The sequence below is a fragment of the Streptomyces sp. NPDC045026 genome (assembly GCF_056432625.1).
The window spans coordinates 399,648-417,547 of record NZ_JBWKIS010000002.1; the positions used below are offsets into that span (position 1 = coordinate 399,648).

The following is a 17,900-nucleotide window of genomic DNA, read 5'->3' on the forward strand; positions in this document are numbered from 1 at the left end:
CGCGTCCGATCATCCCTCGGGTGGGTCATCGCCGCATGCTCTACACCCTGCGGACGACCGGTTACCTAGGGGCGCGCCACACGTTCCCCAGGCGCCGAAGCGGTTGAACCGCGGACCACCAGTTCGGGCATGAAGACGAATTCGCTGTGCGGTGCGGGCGTTCCGCCGATCTCCTCCAGGAGCGTGCGGACGGCGGCCTGGCCCATCGCCGGGACCGGCTTGCGCACGGTGGTCAGGGGCGGGTCCGTGAAGGCGATCAGCGGGGAGTCGTCGAAGCCGACGACCGAGACGTCGGAGGGGACGTCGAGGCCCCGCTGCCGCGCCGCCCTTATGGCGCCGAGGGCCATCATGTCGCTGGCGCACACGACCGCCGTACAGCCGCGGTCGATGAGCGCCGTGGCCGCCGCCTGGCCGCCCTCCAGCGTGTACAGCGAGTGCTGCACCAGATCGCGCTCGATCTCCTCGGCGGACAGGGGCAGGAGGTCCTGCATCGTGCGTACGAAGCCCTCGATCTTCCGCTGGACCGGCACGAACCGCTTCGGGCCGAGGGCGAGTCCGATCCGGGTGTGCCCCAGCGAGACGAGGTGGGTGACGGCGAGCTGCATCGCGGCCCTGTCGTCCGGCGAGATGAAAGGTGCCTGCACCTTCGGCGAGAAACCGTCGACCAGCACGAACGGCACGTCCTGCGCGCGCAGCTGTTCGTAGCGCTGCATGTCCGCCGAGGTGTCGGCGTGCAGGCCCGAGACGAAGATGATGCCGGAGACGCCCCGGTCGACGAGCATCTCCGTGAGCTCGTCCTCGGTGGAGCCGCCGGGGGTCTGGGTGGCGAGGACCGGGGTGTAGCCCTGGCGGGTCAGGGCCTGGCCGATGACCTGGGCGAGCGCCGGGAATATGGGGTTCTCCAGCTCCGGCGTGATCAGACCGACCAGTCCGGCGCTGCGCCGGCGCAGCCGCACGGGCCGCTCGTAGCCGAGGACGTCGAGCGCGGCCAGCACGGACTGGCGGGTGGCAGCGGCCACCCCCGGCTTGCCGTTGAGCACTCGGCTGACCGTCGCCTCGCTGACCCCCGCCTGCGCTGCGATATCGGCCAGTCGCGCGGTCACGGGATGGGACTGTACCGGCCGCGCGCCGGACTGCCCACCGTCAACCGGTCGCCGCGTGCGGGCAGTTGAACGGCCCGCTGCGGACTGCTGCGTCATGGCGCTCCCTCGTGTACTGGCATGTGGCTCGCGTGGGGCCCATGGGGTTTCGATGATCCCCGCGCCGACCCGGTCTAGCAAGAGCTTGCAGATTCTTGCACAAGGCATCCATGCCCTGTCCGGCCGGTCAGTCCGCCCGCACGCGCCGGGGTGCAGGTCACGGACCGATAACCGACTGGATCTCCTTGCAATATTTTTCTGCAAGGTCTTTCGCCGCGCTTGCAACGCTGTTACGTTCACGTCGCCCGGCGGCGGCAACGGTGCGGTCGGCGAGTCGGCAAGGGGTACGGACGGGACCGTCTCCCACCACTTCGGGCTTTCACCCTCAAGGAGATCTCATGCGGCGTGGCATAGCGGCCACCGCGCTGGTGGCGTCCCTCGCCCTCGCGGCGACGGCCTGCGGCACAAGCGACAGCGGCAGTGACAAGGCCTCCGGGCCCGTCACCATCACGTGGTGGGACACGTCGAACGCCACCAACGAGGCACCGACGTACAAGGCCCTGGTCAAGGAGTTCGAGAAGGCGAACTCCGGCATCAAGGTCAAGTACGTCAACGTTCCCTTCGACCAGGCGCAGAACAAGTTCGACACCGCCGCGGGCTCCAAGGGCGCCCCCGACGTGCTGCGCGCCGAGGTGGGCTGGACGCCGGCTTTCGCGAAGAAGAGCTACCTCCTGCCGCTCGACGGCACCGAGGCCCTCGCCGACAAGGACAAGTTCCAGCCGAGCCTGATCAAGCAGGCCCAGTTCGACGGCAAGACGTACGGCACGCCGCTGGTCACCGACACCCTGGCGCTCGTCTACAACAAGGACCTGTTCAAGAAGGCCGGCATCGACCTGCCGCCGGCCAACTGGGCCGACCTGAAGGCCGACGCGGCCAAGATCAAGTCGAAGACGGGCGTCGACGGCTACTGGGGCTCCACACAGGGCTACTACTCCATGCCGTTCCTGTACGGCGAGGGCAGCGACACCGTCGACGCCACCGCGAAGAAGATCACCATCGGTTCGCCCCAGGCCAAGAAGGGCCTCACCGCCTGGCAGGGCCTCTTCGACGGCAAGGGCCTGCACAAGGCCGACGCCACCGCCGACGCGTACGCCCACATCCAGGACGCGTTCGTGAACGGCAAGGTCGCCGCGATCATCCAGGGCCCGTGGGAGATCACCAACTTCTACAAGGGCTCCGCGTTCAAGGACAAGGAGAACCTGGGCATCGCGACCGTCCCGGCCGGCTCCACCGGCAAGGCGGGCGCCCCCACCGGCGGCCACAACCTCTCGGTCTACGCCGGCTCGGACAAGGCCCACCAGGACGCCTCGCTCACGTTCGTGAAGTGGATGACCTCCGCGAAGGCGCAGGAGCAGATCGCCCTCAAGAACTCGACGCTGCCCACGCGCCAGGACGCGTACACCACGAAGGTCGTCACCGACCCGGGCATCGCCGGCTTCCAGAAGGTCCTCACCAGCGCCCAGCCGCGCCCCGAACTGCCCGAGTACAGCTCGCTGTGGGCCCCGCTCGACACCGAGTGGCCCAGGGTCGCCACCGGCAAGGACTCCCTGGACAAGGGCATCGGCAACGCGCGGACCTCGTTCGCGAAGCTGGTCCCCGACTTCAGCAAGTGACCCCTCTTTGACGGCTGCCGCCGGTTCCGCCCGCGAGGGGGCGGGCGGAACCGGCGGCGCCGCGCCGCACGCACTGAGCAGCCGATCCCCAGAAGGTGCCGAACCATGACAGTCGCCGTCGACAGCACGGCCGCCAAGACGCGCGGCGGTCGCGCGCCGCGCCCCGGCCCGCTCAAGCGCCTGCGGCGCTCGTACCAGAAGCACTGGTACGCGTACGCGATGATCGCGCCGGTCGTCGTCGTGCTCGGGGTCCTCGTGATCTATCCCCTGATACGCGGCTTCTACCTGACGCTCACCGACGCCGACAGCCTCAACTCGGCCCGCACGATCGGCGTCAACCACATCGACGCCACGTACCGGTTCATCGGGCTCGACAACTACGCCGACATCCTGTGGGGCCCGACCTCCTACGACCGCTTCTGGTCGCACTTCATCTGGACGATCGTGTGGACGGCGCTCTGCGTCGCCCTGCACTACGTCATCGGGCTCGGCCTCGCGATGCTCCTCAACCAGAAGATGCGCGGGCGCACCTTCTACCGGCTGCTGCTCATCCTGCCGTGGGCCGTACCCACGTTCGTCACCGTGTTCTCGTGGCGGATCATGCTGTCCGACTCCGGGATCATCAACTCCGTGCTCGGCTCGCTGCATCTGCCGCAGCCGCAGTGGCTCGAGGACACCTTCTTCCAGCGCTCGGCCGCCATCCTGGTCAACACCTGGTGCGGCGTGCCGTTCATGATGGTGTCGCTGCTCGGCGGCCTCCAGTCGATCGACCCGGTGCTCTACGAGGCCGCGGAGATGGACGGCGCGAGCCCCTGGCAGCGCTTCTGGAACGTCACACTGCCCGGCCTCAGGTCGGTCAGCTCCACCGTCGTACTGCTCGGCGTCATCTGGACGTTCAACCAGTTCAACGTCATCTTCCTGCTGTTCGGCAACACCGCGCCCGACGCCCAGATCCTCGTCACCTGGGCCTACTACCTGGGCTTCGGCCAGCAGCCGCGCGACTACGCCCAGTCCGCCGCGTACGGCGTGCTGCTCCTGTCGCTCCTCGCCGTCTTCACCTCCTTCTACTACCGCTGGCTGAACCGCAATGAGCAGCTCGCCTGACGCCGCAGGAGCCGCCCCCATGAGCACCACGACCGTCGACACCCCGGCGACCGGCGCGCAGCCGGTCACCGAAGCCGTCCGCCCGCGCCGCGTGCGCCGGCGCGGCGAGCGCAGCCGCCTCGCGACGTTCCTGTCGCACGGCGTGCTGAGCATCGCGAGCCTGACAGCCCTCTTCCCGATCGCCTGGCTCGTCTACCTGTCGCTCGGCCCGGACAAGGACGACTACCTCCACCCCGGGCGCATCCTCGACAAGGCGACCTTCGCGAACTACTCGTTCGTCCTGGAGCACACCAACTTCTTCAAGTGGCTCCAGTCCACGCTGATCGTGTCCCTGGGCACGACGGTCGTCGGCGTCCTGTTCGCCGCCACCACCGGCTACGCCGTCTCGCGCATGCGCTTCCCCGGCCACCGCAAGCTGATGTGGGTGCTGCTGCTCACGCAGGCCTTCCCGATCGCCGTCCTGATCGTGCCGATGTACGAGATCCTCGGCGACCTCGGCCTGATCGACACCTACGGCGGCCTGATCCTCGTGTACTGCTCGACCGCCGTCCCGTACTGCGCGTGGCTCCTCAAGGGCTACTTCGACACCATCCCGTACGAGATCGACGAGGCCGGCCGTATCGACGGACTCTCGCCGTTCGGCACCTTCGCGCGCCTCATCGTCCCGCTGGCCAAGCCGGGCCTCGCGGTGGCCGCGTTCTACAGCTTCATCACCGCGTTCGGCGAGGTCGCCTTCGCCTCCACGTTCATGCTCGACGACGAGAAGTACACGTTCGCCGTGGGCCTGCGCAGCTTCGTCAGCGAGCACGACGCGCAGTGGAACTACATGGCGGCGACTGCGGTGTTGATCGCCATTCCGGTGTCCGCGTTCTTCTACCTTGTCCAGAAGAACCTGGTCACCGGCCTCACGGCGGGCGGCACCAAGGGCTGAGCCCCGCCCCCTCCGTACGTACGCAAACCCCTGACGCAGCAAGGACACCATGAGTCAGCACACTGCCGACACGGCGCAGGCCGGCGCGGCCTCCGCCCCGACCTCCGTTCCCGCGCAGGCGTCCACCGGCTGGTGGCGCGACGCGGTGATCTACCAGGTCTATCCGCGCAGCTTCGCCGACAGCAACGCCGACGGTATGGGTGACCTCGAAGGCATCCGCGCCCGGCTGCCGCACCTCAGAGACCTCGGGGTGGACGCGGTGTGGCTCAGCCCGTTCTACGCGTCCCCGCAGGCGGACGCCGGCTACGACGTCGCCGACTACCGTGCCGTGGACCGGATGTTCGGCTCCCTCCTCGACGCGGACGCCGTGATCCGCGACGCCCACGGACTCGGTCTGCGCGTCATCGTCGACCTGGTGCCCAACCATTCGTCCGACCAGCACGAGTGGTTCAGGCGGGCCCTCGCCGAGGGGCCCGGATCGCCGCTGCGCGAGCGCTACCACTTCCGGGCGGGCAAGGGCGCGGACGGTGAACTGCCGCCCAACGACTGGGAGTCCATCTTCGGCGGCCCCGCCTGGACCCGCGTCGCCGACGGCGAGTGGTACCTCCACCTCTTCGCGCCCGAGCAGCCCGACCTCAACTGGGAACACCCCGCCGTCGGCGACGAGTTCCGCTCCATCCTGCGGTTCTGGCTCGACATGGGCGTCGACGGCTTCCGCATCGACGTCGCGCACGGCCTCGTCAAGGCCGCGGGCCTGCCCGACCTCGGCGCGCACGAACAGCTGAAGCTGCTCGGCAGTGACGTCATGCCGTTCTTCGACCAGGACGGCGTGCACGACATCTACCGCGCCTGGCGTTTGATCCTCGACGAGTACGCCGGCGAGCGCATTTTCGTTGCGGAGGCGTGGACCCCGACCGTCGAGCGCACCGCGAACTACGTACGCCCCGACGAGCTGCACCAGGCCTTCAACTTCCAGTACCTGTCGTCCTATTGGGACGCGGTCGAGCTGCGCGACATCATCGACCGCTCGCTGGACTCGATGCGCCCGGTCGGCGCCCCCGCCACCTGGGTCCTGTCCAACCACGACGTCACCCGGCACACCACGCGCTACGCCAACCCGCCCGGCCTCGGCACCCAGCAGCGCGTCGCCGCGGACCCGGCCCTCGGCCTGCGCCGCGCCCGCGCCGCGACCCTGCTCATGCTGGCGCTGCCCGGTTCCGCGTACGTCTACCAGGGCGAGGAGCTCGGCCTGCCCGACGTCGTCGACCTGCCGGACGAGGTGCGCCAGGACCCCTCGTTCTTCCGCGCGGCCGGGCAGGACGGCTTCCGCGACGGGTGCCGGGTGCCGATCCCGTGGACCGTCGACGGCCCCTCGTACGGCTTCGGGGCGGGCGGCTCGTGGCTGCCGCAGCCCGCGGGCTGGGGCGCGCTGAGCGTGGAGGCGCAGACCGGGGTGCCCGGCTCGACGCTGGAGATGTACCGCTCCGCGCTGGCCGTGCGGCGCGAGCACCCGGCTCTCGGCGCGGGTGACTCGGTCGAGTGGCTCCGGGCGCCCGAGGGCGTGCTCGCGTTCCGGCGGGAGCCGCGCGGCGACGGCGAGGCGTTCGTGTGCGTCGCGAACACGACAGGCGCCGCGGTGCGCATGGCCGTGCCGGGCCGGATCCTGCTGACCAGCTCGGCCGCCGACGACATCGAGAACGGCGACGGCCACACGGTCGTTCCCGCCGACACGACCGTGTGGTGGACCGTCTGACGTTGTGAACCGCTCTCCCCGGCCCCCGCTCGGCCGGGGAGAGCATCCCCCCACAGCCCCCTGCGAATTGGCAGGGACACCTCATCAGCACACCGACGTGCAGGAGGAAACATGGCTATCAGATCGCGGGCGGCCGCGCTCGCCCTCGCGGCCGGCACCCTCATAGGGGCCGCCGGAACCGCCGGGCCGGCCCAGGCGGCCCCGCCCGGCACCAAGGACGTCACCGCCGTCCTCTTCGAGTGGCGGTTCGACTCGGTGGCGAAGGAGTGCACCGCCCGGCTCGGCCCCGCGGGCTACGGATACGTCCAGGTCTCGCCGCCCCAGGAGCACATCCAGGGCTCCCAGTGGTGGACCTCGTACCAGCCCGTCAGCTACAAGATCGCGGGACGGCTCGGGGACCGTACGGCCTTCAAAAACATGGTCGACACCTGTCACGCGGCCGGCGTCAAGGTCGTCACGGACACCGTGATCAACCACATGGCGGCCGGATCCGGCACCGGCACCGGCGGCTCCGCGTACTCCAAGTACGACTACCCCGGCACCTACTCGGCCGCCGACATGGACAACTGCACCGCACAGATCAGCAACTACCAGGATCGCTTCAACGTCCAGGAGTGCGAGCTCGTCGGCCTCGCCGACCTCGACACCGGCGAGGAGTACGTGCGCGGCCGCATCGCCGCGTACATGAACGACCTCCTCTCGCTCGGCGTCGACGGGTTCCGGATCGACGCCGCCAAGCACATCGCCGCCGCGGACCTGGCCAACATCAAGTCGCGGCTCAGCAACCCGAACGCCTACTGGAAACAGGAGGCGATCTACGGCGCCGGTGAGGCCGTCTCGCCCAGCGAGTACCTCGGCACCGGCGACGTCCAGGAGTTCCGCTACGCCCGCGACCTCAAGCGCGTCTTCCAGAGCGAGAACCTCGCCTACCTGAAGAACTACGGCGAGGGCTGGGGCTACATGGCCTCCGGCCAGTCCGCCGTCTTCGTCGACAACCACGACACCGAGCGCGGCGGCGACACCCTCAACTACAAGGACGGCGCCGACTACACCCTGGCCAACGTCTTCATGCTGGCCTGGCCCTACGGATCGCCGGACATCAACTCCGGCTACGAATGGACCGACAAGGACGCCGGACCGCCCAACGGCGGCACCGTGAACGCCTGTTGGCAGGACGGCTGGAAGTGCCAGCACGCCTGGCCCGAGATCCAGTCCATGGTCGCCTTCCGCAACGCCACCCGCGGCCAGTCCGTCACCGACTGGTGGGACAACGGCGCCGACGCCATCGCCTTCGGTCGCGGCAGCAAGGGCTACGTCGCGATCAACCACGAGTCCGCCGCGCTCACCCGCACCTACCAGACGTCGCTCGCCGCGGGCACGTACTGCGATGTGCAGAGCAACAAGACGGTGAGCGTGAACAGTTCGGGCCAGTTCACGGCGACGCTCGCCTCGAACACGGCCCTCGCCCTGTACTCCGGCAAGTCCGGCTGCTGACCCGGACCCCGGCCGCCCTTCCCCGGTAACCCCGTTCCGGCTGCCCGGCGCGTCCTCCCCGCTCGCGCCGGGCGGCCCTGTCCACGCGCCCCCGCGTTCCTCCCCCTCCCTCCCTCCGCCCTCCCGTCGAGGAGTTTCCCGTGATACGCCCCGCCCTGCCGCGAAGAACAGCGGCCGTCCTCGCCGTCGCCCTGTGCGCGGCCCTCGCCCCGGCCATGCCCCTGGCGGCTGCCGCGCAGAACCGGCCCGCACCCCTGTCCGACGCCCGGAACGCCGCCGCTTCCGCGAGCAGTCCCGACCTCGACCTGGCGAAGTCCGAGGCGCAGTGGATCGACCGCGACACGGTCGCCCTGCCCGCGGGCGGCGCGGCGGCCGTCTCCGCTCGGCTCGTCTACGACCGCGACGGCGGCATCACCGTCAAGGACGGCGCGCTCGGCAGCGAAGGGCGGTGGCTGCGGCTGAGCAAGGCCGCCGGCGGGCTCACCGACGCCCAGCTCGCCCGCTTCCCGCAGCTGAAGGAGTACGACGCCTACACGGTCGACCCCCGCGACCGCGACCGGGTCGGCGACGCCCTGAAGAGTCAGCTGATCCTCACCCGCCGCATCGCCGACGGCGCCCTCGTCACCGCAACGGGCGTACAGACGGCGGGAGTTCTCGACGACCTGTACGCGCAGAAGGCCGGCAAGGCGTCACTCGGTCCCGCCTTCACCAAGAGCGGCGTCGCCCTGTCCGTCTGGGCGCCCACTGCCCAGTCCGTGGCCGTCGACCTCGCCGGGCGCACCGTCGCCATGCGTCGCGACGCCGCGACCGGCGTCTGGTCCGTGAAGGGCCCGCGCTCCTGGCAGGGCAAGCAGTACCGCTACGCCGTGAAGGTGTGGGCGCCCAGCGTCCAGAAGGTCGTCACGAACAAGGTCACCGACCCGTACTCCACCGCCCTCACCGCCGACTCGGAGCGCAGCCTCGTCGTCGACCTCGACGCGAAGTCCCTCGCCCCGTCCGGCTGGTCGGCGCTGAAGAAGCCGAAGGCCGTGCCGCTGCGCGACGCGCAGATACAGGAGCTCCACATCCGCGACTTCTCCATCGAGGACCGCACCGCGAAGCACCCCGGCACCTACCTCGCCTTCACCGACAAGGACAGCAAGGGCAGCGAGCACCTGCGCGAACTGGCGAAGGCCGGCACCTCGTACGTGCACCTCCTGCCCGCGTTCGACATCGCCACGATCCCCGAGAAGAAGTCCGAACAGACCTCCCCGGACTGTGACTTGAACTCCTTCGGTGCCGCCTCGGACCGGCAGCAGGAGTGCGTCGGCAAGAGCGCCGCCAAGGACGCCTACAACTGGGGCTACGACCCGTACCACTACACCGTCCCCGAAGGCTCCTACGCCACCGACCCGGACGGCACCGCGCGCACGGTCGAGTTCCGCGAGATGGTCAAGTCCCTGAACGGGGACGGGCTGCGCGTCGTCATGGACGTCGTCTACAACCACACCGCCGCGAGCGGCCAGGCCAGGACGTCCGTGCTCGACCGCATCGTGCCCGGCTACTACCAGCGCCTCATGGCCGACGGCTCCGTCGCCACCTCCACATGCTGCGCGAACACCGCTCCCGAGAACGCGATGATGGGCAAGCTCGTCGTCGACTCGATCGTCACCTGGGCCAAGGAGTACAAGGTCGACGGCTTCCGCTTCGACCTGATGGGACACCACCCCAAGGCCAACATCCTCGCCGTCAGGAAGGCCCTCGACGCGCTCACCGTCGCGAAGGACGGCGTCGACGGCAAGAAGATCATCCTCTACGGGGAGGGCTGGAACTTCGGAGAGGTCGCCGACGACGCCCGCTTCGTGCAGGCCACGCAGAAGAACATGGCGGGCACCGGCATCGCCACCTTCTCCGACCGCGCCCGCGACGCGGTGCGCGGCGGCAGCCCCTTCGACGCCGACCCCGGCGTCCAGGGCTTCGCCTCCGGCCTCTACACCGACCCGAACTCCTCGAAGGCGAACGGCACCGAGGCCGAGCAGAAGGCCCGCCTCCTGCACTACCAGGACCTGATCAAGGTCGGCCTGACGGGGAACCTCGCCGCCTACACCTTCACCGGCAGCGACGGCCGCAAGGTCAAGGGCGCGGACGTCGACTACAACGGCGCGCCCGCCGGATACGCCGACGCGCCGGGCGATGCCCTCGCCTACGCCGACGCCCACGACAACGAGTCCCTCTACGACGCGCTCACCTACAAACTGCCCGCCTCCACCGCCCCGGCGGACCGCTCGCGCATGCAGGTCCTCGCCCTCGCGACGGCCGCGCTCTCGCAGGGACCCGCCCTCTCCCAGGCCGGCACCGACCTGCTGCGGTCCAAGTCCCTCGACCGAAACTCCTTCGACAGCGGCGACTGGTTCAACGCCATCCACTGGGACTGCCGCGACGGCAACGGCTTCGGGCGCGGACTGCCGCCGGCCGCCGACAACAAGGACAAGTGGCCCTACGCCACACCCCTGCTGACCTCGGTGCCCGCCGCGAAGTGCGCGGACATCGAAGGGACGTCGGCCGCGTACCGGGACCTGCTGAAGATCCGTACCACGGAGGCGGCGTTCGGGCTCGCCACGGCGGGGCAGGTGCAGGAGAAGCTGTCCTTCCCGCTCTCGGGCAAGGACGAGACACCCGGCGTGATCACCATGCGCCTCGGCGACCTCGTCGTCGTCTTCAACGCCACACCCAAGACACAGGAGCAGCGTGTCGGCGCGGTCGCGGGCACCTCGTACCGGCTGCATCCGGTGCAGGCGGCGGGCGCCGATCCCGTGGTGAAGTCGGCCTCTTACGACGCCGGTTCGGGAACGTTCCAGGTCCCGGCGCGCACGGTGGCGGTGTTCACCCGCTGACCGGAAGGAAGGCCGGACGCCCGGCACGGCAGGGGCAACACGCCCTGCCGCGCCGGGCGTTCGCGTCAGCCGAGCCGCTTCTCCATGAGCGTCACCGCGTACTTGCTGCCGCCCGCGCCCGACTTGAACGGCTGCTCGCCCACGACCACGTAGCCCGCTCGCTCGTAGTAGGCCCGCAGGCGGGGGTTCGTCGACACACAGTCCAGGCGGCACAGAGCGCGGCCCGCGGCGGCGACCCGCTCCTCGGCGTGCGCGAGCAGCGCGCGGCCCGTACCGGCCGGGGCGCCGCGCCGCACCATGAGGCGGTGCACATAGCCGGCCTCGGGCGGCCGGGCACCCCACGCGGGCTCGTCGTCCCACCACAGCTCGTACGCGCCGACCCCTTCACGCAGCGCGTCGTCGGCGAACCACACCTCGCCCTCCTTGATCCGGAGGCGGAAGTGGTCCTCGGTCTTCTCGCCGGGCTGCCACTGGTCGATGCCCTGCTCCACCATCCACTGCGCCGCCCCGTCGTACAGGGCGACGAGCGCGGCGAGGTCGTCGGGTCCGTCGGCCGCCCTGCGGAACGTGCATCGTGGCGTCATGGGGTCAGGATCCCGAGGAGGCGGGGGCGGGCGCGAGTGCGACAAGCCGGGTGATGAGGTCGCCGAACGTCCCGTCGGCCGGTTCGTCGGCCAGGATGTGGCGCAGCAGCCCCGCCATCTCCTCGTCGTACGCGGCGCTCACCGCGGCCAGCGCCGCGAAGTCGTGCACGAGCTGCGCCTCCAGCTCGCCGCGCGGGATGCGCCGCCCGTCCAGCCAGATCAGCGCCGTCGACTCGGCGAGCGAGATCCACGAGCGCACCACCAGCTCGAGGCGGGGCGGCGGGTCGGTGACGCCGAGGTGCGCGAGGATCTGTACGTACGCGGCCTGCCGGACCGAGTCGATGAGCGCGTTCGTCGTCGACGCCGCGCTGATCGAGCAGGCTCCGCCTGCCGAGACGGCGGGCCCGCCACGCATCAGCGCCGAGAAGCCGGGCCCGTGCTCGTCCACGAAGTCGAAGAACCGCCCCATGACCCGGATGAGCCGGGCCCCGAGCGGACCGTCCTGCGGTTCCACGAAGCGCTGCGCGAGATCGTCCGCCGCGCGCCTCAACGCCGCCTCGTACAGGCTGAGTTTGCCCGGGAAGTAGTGGTAGACCAGCGGCCGGGAAATGCCCGCGGCCGCTGCTATCTCGTCGATGGAGACGTCGTCGGGGGAGCGGTGGCTGAACAGTTCGAGTGCGACCCCGATCAACTGCTGCCGCCGCTCCTCGACTCCCATCCTGCGGCGCACCCCGGTTGTCATACGAACACCCTACCGAGCAATTCCGGCCCCGTGCGGAGCCGGTCCGCGCGAGCGGGTCACAGGTCGAGCACGAGGCGCTCACCGCGCGCCCGGGAGACACAGATCAGCATCGAGTCGTCACGCTCCGAGTCCGTGAGCAGCTCGTCCCTGTGGTCGATCTCGCCCTCCAGGACCCGCTGTTGGCACGTGCCGCAGAACCCCTGCTCGCAGGAGTACGACACATTCGGCACCTCGGCGCGCACCGCCGCGAGCACCGAAGTGCCCGCCGGTACGGGCACGGTACGGCCGCTGCGGCGCAGTTCGACCTCGAACGGGCCGTTCCCGTCGGCCGACGTGTGCGGGGCGAACCGCTCCAGATGCAGCTCGCAGTGGCCGGGGAGAGCCGCGGTCACCGCCTCCATCAGCCCCTCGGGCCCGCAGCAGTAGACCGCGGTCCCCGGCGCCGCGTCCGCGAGCAGGGCGGCCGGATCGGGGCGTCCGTCCTCGTCCTCGGCGACGATCCGCACCCTGCCCCGCTCGCCGCCGAGCTTGACCGCCTCCTCCAGGAACGGCATCGATGCGCGCGTGCGGCCCGCGTACAGCAGCCGCCAGTCGGCGCCCCGGGCTTCGAGGGCCCGCAGCATCGGCAGGACCGGCGTGATGCCGATGCCGCCCGCGACGAACACGTACGACGCGGCGCCGGCGGTGAGGGGGAAGCGGTTGCGCGGGCCGCGTACCTCGACCTCCGACCCCTCCTGGAGCTGCTCGTGCACCTCGCGCGAACCGCCCCTGCCGTCCGCGACGAGCCGCGTCGCCACGGTGTACGACGAGGTGTCCTCGGGGTCACCGCACAGCGAATACTGCCGGATCAGCCCCGACGGCAGGACGAGGTCGAGATGCGCGCCCGGCTCCCAGGCGGGCAGGTCCTGCCCCGCCAGGCGCAGTTGGACGACGCCGTCCGCGACGGACTCGTGCCGCGTGACGAGGAGCCGCAGGGCACGCGCGCGCGGCCGGCCGGAGACGGGCTCCTCAAGGGCGGGCATCGGCCACAGCGGGGAACCCTGGATGCGGCGGCGCAGGGCGCGGCGCGCGAGCAGGGCGGTGCCGGTGACGAGCAGGACGGTACGCAGCCGGGGGGTGATCGGGCGGGGCATGGTCAGACGGCTCCGTTCGAGGTCCGGGCTTCCGCCGCCGTCGCGGCGGGGGAGGCGGCCAGATAGGCGACCGCCTGCGCGGTGCTGCCCTCCTGGGAGGGGTGGTACGAGCGGCTGAGATAGCGCGGGATGGACTTCACCATGGCTCCCGTGGAGGGCAGGACGCCCCGCTTCCCGCCCTGGTAGAACTCCTTGAACGACGCCTTGCCGTCGAGCACCGTCGGGTCGTTCTCCATGAAGAAGCGCGTGCCGCGCTGCCACAGGAACATCAGCGCCGAGAACGCGAGCGCCCAGGTCCGCACCCGGCGCCGGTAGCCGCCGTCGACGTGCTCGAACACCTCGAAGGCGACGGAGCGGTGCTCGACCTCCTCCGCGCCGTGCCAGCGCAGCAGGTCCAGCATCGTGGGGTCCGCGCCCCTGCGGTCCAGCTCGTCCGCGTTCAGCACCCAGTCGCCGAGGAACGCCGTGTAGTGCTCGATCGCGGCGATGAGCGCGACCCGCTCCATCAGCCACCACTCGCGCGCCCGCCCCGGCGGCAGCGTCCGGTCACCGAGCAGCTTCTCGAAGAACCAGTCGACCTGCGCGGTGTACGGGGTCGGGTCGAGCCCCTGCTCCTTGAGGTGCGGCAGCACCTCGTCGTGGGCCTGCGAGTGCATGGCCTCCTGCCCGATGAACCCGATCACGTCCTCGCGGAGCCGGTCGTCGCGGATGTACGGCAGGACCTGCTTGTAGACGTGCACGAACCAGCGCTCTCCGGCGGGCAGCAGGAGATGCAGCACGTTGATGGTGTGCGTGGTGAACGGGTCGTCCGGGATCCAGTGCAGCGGAGTCCTGTCCCAGGAGAAGGAGACCCTGCGTGCCTTGAGCGCGACGCGCTCGTCAGCGACGGGCCGCGGTGCCCGGCTCTGCGTATTAGACATGGCGTCAATGTACTGACGGGTAGGGGGCGGGTACACCCCTCGTGCGCCGATTTCTTTACGGAGGTGTCAGCAAGGAGTGTCGGCGAGAGGTGCGGGAAAGGGGTGTCCGCCGAGGCGCCGGGGGTTCAGCGCAGGGCGCCCACCTCGCGGCCCGTCGCCGTGCGGCCGGTCAGCGTGGTCCTGGCTCCCTGCCGGGTGGGCGCGGCCAGGAGGTTGTCCGCGGCCCGTGCGCCGCCCGACGACGCGATCGACGTGACCTGCTTGCTCGCGGCGGCCACCACGTACCAGGTGCCGCCCCGCGACTTCCACAGCACACCCGCGAGGACCAGCGGGTCCCGGCTGCCGCAGGCCGGGGTCCCCTCCGACTTCGCGGCGACCGCCGCCGTCGTCCCGCCGGGCGCCGTGAACAGCGCCAGGGTCCGCGCCCCACCGCCCCGCCAGGTGTCGGCCCGCGCACAAGCCCAGTCCGCGGCGCCGCTGCTCTCGGGGAGCTGCTGGCGTGCGTACGCCCAGGAGTTGACCGTGCGCACGCCGTGCGAGCGTACGGAGGTGAGGGAGCACGCCGAGTGCTGCCAGTCGGCCGCGACTGCCTCGCGCGGCGCGCCGGGACGTCCCGCGGTGAGATGCGCGGGCACGAGCTCGCCGAGGTCGGTGGAGAGCCGGGTGCCCGCGTCGTCCCGCAGGGCGAGCGCGTTCCACGACGTGCAGTCGCGGGCGAGCGCGGGGCTGGCGAAGGGGGCCGTCACGCCGTCGGGGGCGCGGTCGAGCGGCATCGGCGCCGCCGACGGATCCAGCAGGTTCCGCACGGCGGCGCCGCGCACCCAGGGCGCCGTCAGATAGCGGACGTTGCCGTCGGCCCGGTCCACGACCAGGGCGCCCGCCTCGGGACCCGTGGCGCCGTCCGCCCGCGCGAAGTCGAGCGCGGCGCCGCTCGTCCCTTCCTTCGGCTCCGCGTACCGCACGATGCGAAGACCGTCGTAGAACAGCACGATCCGCGCCTGGTCGACCTCGCCCGCGTAGAGCAGTTGCGGGGGTCCGGGCGGGGCGCCCGCCTGGGTGTCCGTCGTCGCGGAGACCTGGACGGAGCCGCCCGGCCGCGCCCAGACCGCGAGGGCGCGCCGCAGCAGCGGCCGGTCGCCGGTCAGGGAGCCGCGCGCGGGCCACACCGAGAAGTCCGTGCGGGCCGACGTCTGCCACGCCGTGGCGGGGACCCTCGTCAACTTCCCGGGATCCAGGGCGGCCACGCCCGCCGGGTTCTGCGCGTACGCGGGAGCCGCGGCCCCTTCCGGTGCCCAGCCGCCGCCCGGCAGGCCGAGCAGCGCCCCGCACGCCAGCGTCGCGGTGGCGGCCGCGATCACGGCCTTCACATGCTGCCTGCGCCGCATCAGATCGGGCGGCCTGGCCTGGAGCGAGCAGGGGTCGAACTCGGTCGACTGCAGGAGGGCGAGCGCGTCCTTCCCCGCCGGCAGGGTCACGCCGTCCGCCTCGGCGAGCGCCGCGTCCGGGTCCTCGGCGCCGGCCGCGGCCAGCATGCTCCGTACGGCACTGTCGTCGAGCCGTTCGAGGCCGCGCAGGACGAAAGCGGCGCGGCCGGGGCCGCTGAGTGCGGACAGCCCCTGGTCCAGGGCCAGTTCGTCGGCACCGCCCGAGCGCGGGAAGAGCCGCAGGCCCCATACCTGGGGGAGCAGCGGCGGCAGCTGCGAGCGCCGGGGCCAGGCCCTGCGCCGCAGCGGGCGGCCCGCGTCGAGCGCGGTGCGCAGGACCCTGAGCCGTACGAAGCCGTAGCCCGGATCGCCGCCCCGCCCCTCGGCGGTGCGGGGTGCCGGGACGGCCGCCGCGTCGGCCGAGGTGCGGGCGCGCGGCAGGGCGCGCTGGGTCAGGGAGTGCGCCGTGAGCACCCGGCGGTTACGGCCGAGGCTGGGCGGGAGCACCAGATAGGCGAGCCGGACGAGCCGCGGGTAGTGCTCGACGAGAGCGGCCTCGGCCTGCTCCACGTCGACGACCGGACCGGGACGGGGGACGACATCCTGTGACTGCACCTTCGACTGCACGTTCATCTGAACGAGCGAATCGTCGGATGGTCACTTCACGCGGTCACTCCGGCTCCGGCTCCGGTTCGGCCAGCAGTCGGGCGTAATTCGCCATCGACCTCTGGTACCGGGGCAGATGGGGCGCCAGCGCGCCGAGCGCCAGCGACAGGCCCTCTCGGTCCCGGCCCAGGTTGGACAGGCACAACGCCAGCGTGGCGCGCACCGCGTCGTCCAACTCGTCAGAGGGTGCGTCGAGTTCGGGAGTGAGGAGCGCCACACCTTCCTCGGGGTGGCCGGTGTTCCGCAGCGAGCTGGAGAGCTGGATCTTCGCGCGGCGGCCCCGGTAGCCGGACAGGCCGAGCTTGAGGGCCTCCTGGTACAGCGGCACGGCCCGGTCCGAGTGGCCGGTCGAGTCGAACGCGCTGCCGCGTTCGAAGGGGCCGACCGGGCTGTCGTCCGGCAGCTCCGCGACGAGCGCGTCGATGGCGGCGCGGAAGTCGCCCGCACCGGACTCGTCGTAGTCGTCGAGCGTCGCCCATGCCGCGGCCAGGCGCGCTTCCCACTCTTCGCTGCTCATCGGGTCACCTTGGCACGGATGCGCCCACGCGGCACAGGGGTTTCCCCGCGATCCCCACGAGCCCTATTGGCGCTATGGGCCCTATGAGTCCTATGGCCCCGCGTCACCCGGCGACCAGCCGCTGCCGGATCCGCTCCACGGCCTCGTCAGGTACCCCGAGCCCCTCGCGCACGTACGTCTCGAAGTCCCCGAACCGCACCGCCACCTCGTCCTGCGCGGCGTGCAGGTACGACGCCCGTACGCCGATGAGCGCGAGCGCGATCTCCGGGTCGCCGCCCTGTGCGGTGAACCCCTCGACGAGCGGCGCGAAGGCCTCCCGTACCGCCGAGTTGACCGACAGGTACTCCGCCTCCAGGGCGGCCTCGTCCGCGCCGAGGAGCGTCAGGACGACCGTCGCACCCCAGCCGGTGCGGTCCTTGCCCGCGGTGCAGTGGAAGAGCAGCGGGCCCACGTCGGGGTCGGCCAGTTCGGTCAGGAGCGCGCGGTAGGCGGCACGCGCCGAGTTCGCCGAGACGAGGGAGCGGTAGGTGTCGGCGAAGAGCGCCTCGGCGCGCCCGCCGCCGAGCTTCTCGTCGGCGAGCGCCGGGTCGGACAGGACGTGCTTGAGCTGCGCGGCGGCGGGCGCGGCCCCGGTCTGGGCGATCTTGTCGGCGAGCGCGTCCGCGACCAGGACGTGGACGCCGTCGGGGACGTGGTCGGGGTAGGAGGCGCGCTCGGCGTTCGTGCGGAAGTCCACGATCGTGCGGATGCCGAGTGCGGCGAACTCCGGATCGGCGTCGGGGTCCAGCCGGTCGAGCTGCCCGGACCGCAGGGCGAGGCCCGGCCGTACGGTGCGGCCGCCGGACAGCGGGATCCCGCCGAGGTCACGGAGGTTGGCGACGGTGGTGGCGGGGATCGCGGGCATGGGCGGGACTCCAGGGGTCGCTGCCGTGACCTGATTCACGGCA

14 protein-coding genes are annotated in these 17,900 nt (G+C 71.3%); 6 read left to right on the plus strand and 8 right to left on the minus strand.

Going from position 1 to position 17,900, the window contains the following annotated elements; all coding sequences use genetic code 11:
* Positions 1–65: 65 nt before the first annotated feature.
* Positions 66–1,103 carry a LacI family DNA-binding transcriptional regulator gene (locus AC07EJ_RS05645; RefSeq protein WP_389475781.1) on the minus strand — a complete coding sequence of 346 codons (1,038 nt, stop codon included), beginning with the start codon at positions 1,101–1,103 and terminating at the stop codon, positions 66–68.
* Between the two features lie 434 nt (positions 1,104–1,537).
* Here AC07EJ_RS05645 and AC07EJ_RS05650 point away from each other — a divergent pair, with 434 nt between their 5' ends.
* The 6 genes from AC07EJ_RS05650 (at position 1,538) to pulA (ending at position 10,967) form a co-directional block, all read left to right on the plus strand.
* Positions 1,538–2,812 (plus strand): extracellular solute-binding protein, encoded by a 1,275-nt coding sequence (locus AC07EJ_RS05650; RefSeq protein ID WP_389475779.1) that lies wholly within the window; start codon positions 1,538–1,540, stop codon positions 2,810–2,812.
* Between the two features lie 105 nt (positions 2,813–2,917).
* Positions 2,918–3,916, plus strand: a complete 999-nt coding sequence (locus AC07EJ_RS05655; protein ID WP_389475777.1) for a carbohydrate ABC transporter permease — start codon at positions 2,918–2,920, stop codon at positions 3,914–3,916.
* 19 nt (positions 3,917–3,935) lie between these two features.
* Complete coding sequence (locus AC07EJ_RS05660) at positions 3,936–4,847, plus strand: sugar ABC transporter permease (RefSeq protein ID WP_389475775.1); 912 nt, start codon at positions 3,936–3,938, stop codon at positions 4,845–4,847.
* A 49-nt stretch (positions 4,848–4,896) separates the two neighbouring features.
* Complete coding sequence (locus tag AC07EJ_RS05665) at positions 4,897–6,600, plus strand: glycoside hydrolase family 13 protein (RefSeq protein WP_389475773.1); 1,704 nt, start codon at positions 4,897–4,899, stop codon at positions 6,598–6,600.
* Positions 6,601–6,711: 111 nt separating this feature from the next.
* Positions 6,712–8,094, plus strand: a complete 1,383-nt coding sequence (locus AC07EJ_RS05670) for an alpha-amylase (RefSeq protein WP_389475771.1) — start codon at positions 6,712–6,714, stop codon at positions 8,092–8,094.
* Between the two features lie 155 nt (positions 8,095–8,249).
* Complete coding sequence (pulA, locus tag AC07EJ_RS05675; RefSeq protein ID WP_478883929.1) at positions 8,250–10,967, plus strand: pullulanase-type alpha-1,6-glucosidase; 2,718 nt, start codon at positions 8,250–8,252, stop codon at positions 10,965–10,967.
* Positions 10,968–11,032: 65 nt separating this feature from the next.
* Here the strand turns inward: pulA and AC07EJ_RS05680 are convergent, their stop codons facing one another.
* From AC07EJ_RS05680 to AC07EJ_RS05710, 7 genes are all read right to left on the minus strand, one after another.
* Positions 11,033–11,551, minus strand: a complete 519-nt coding sequence (locus AC07EJ_RS05680) for a GNAT family N-acetyltransferase (RefSeq protein WP_389475769.1) — start codon at positions 11,549–11,551, stop codon at positions 11,033–11,035.
* A gap of 4 nt (positions 11,552–11,555) precedes the next feature.
* Positions 11,556–12,293 carry a TetR/AcrR family transcriptional regulator gene (locus AC07EJ_RS05685; protein ID WP_389475767.1) on the minus strand — a complete coding sequence of 246 codons (738 nt, stop codon included), beginning with the start codon at positions 12,291–12,293 and terminating at the stop codon, positions 11,556–11,558.
* A 56-nt stretch (positions 12,294–12,349) separates the two neighbouring features.
* Entirely contained in the window at positions 12,350–13,426 is a 1,077-nt protein-coding gene (locus AC07EJ_RS05690) for a PDR/VanB family oxidoreductase (RefSeq protein WP_393582532.1), read from the minus strand.
* Between the two features lie 2 nt (positions 13,427–13,428).
* Complete coding sequence (locus tag AC07EJ_RS05695; RefSeq protein ID WP_389475763.1) at positions 13,429–14,346, minus strand: metal-dependent hydrolase; 918 nt, start codon at positions 14,344–14,346, stop codon at positions 13,429–13,431.
* A gap of 125 nt (positions 14,347–14,471) precedes the next feature.
* Complete coding sequence (locus AC07EJ_RS05700) at positions 14,472–16,403, minus strand: hypothetical protein (protein WP_389475761.1); 1,932 nt, start codon at positions 16,401–16,403, stop codon at positions 14,472–14,474.
* Between the two features lie 37 nt (positions 16,404–16,440).
* The gene (locus tag AC07EJ_RS05705) at positions 16,441–16,953 is read right to left on the minus strand and encodes a tetratricopeptide repeat protein (RefSeq protein ID WP_478883842.1); all 513 of its coding nucleotides are present in this window, start codon (positions 16,951–16,953) and stop codon (positions 16,441–16,443) included.
* Positions 16,954–17,056: 103 nt separating this feature from the next.
* The gene (locus AC07EJ_RS05710) at positions 17,057–17,857 is read right to left on the minus strand and encodes a tyrosine-protein phosphatase (RefSeq protein ID WP_389475757.1); all 801 of its coding nucleotides are present in this window, start codon (positions 17,855–17,857) and stop codon (positions 17,057–17,059) included.
* Between the last annotated feature and the right edge of the window lie 43 nt (positions 17,858–17,900).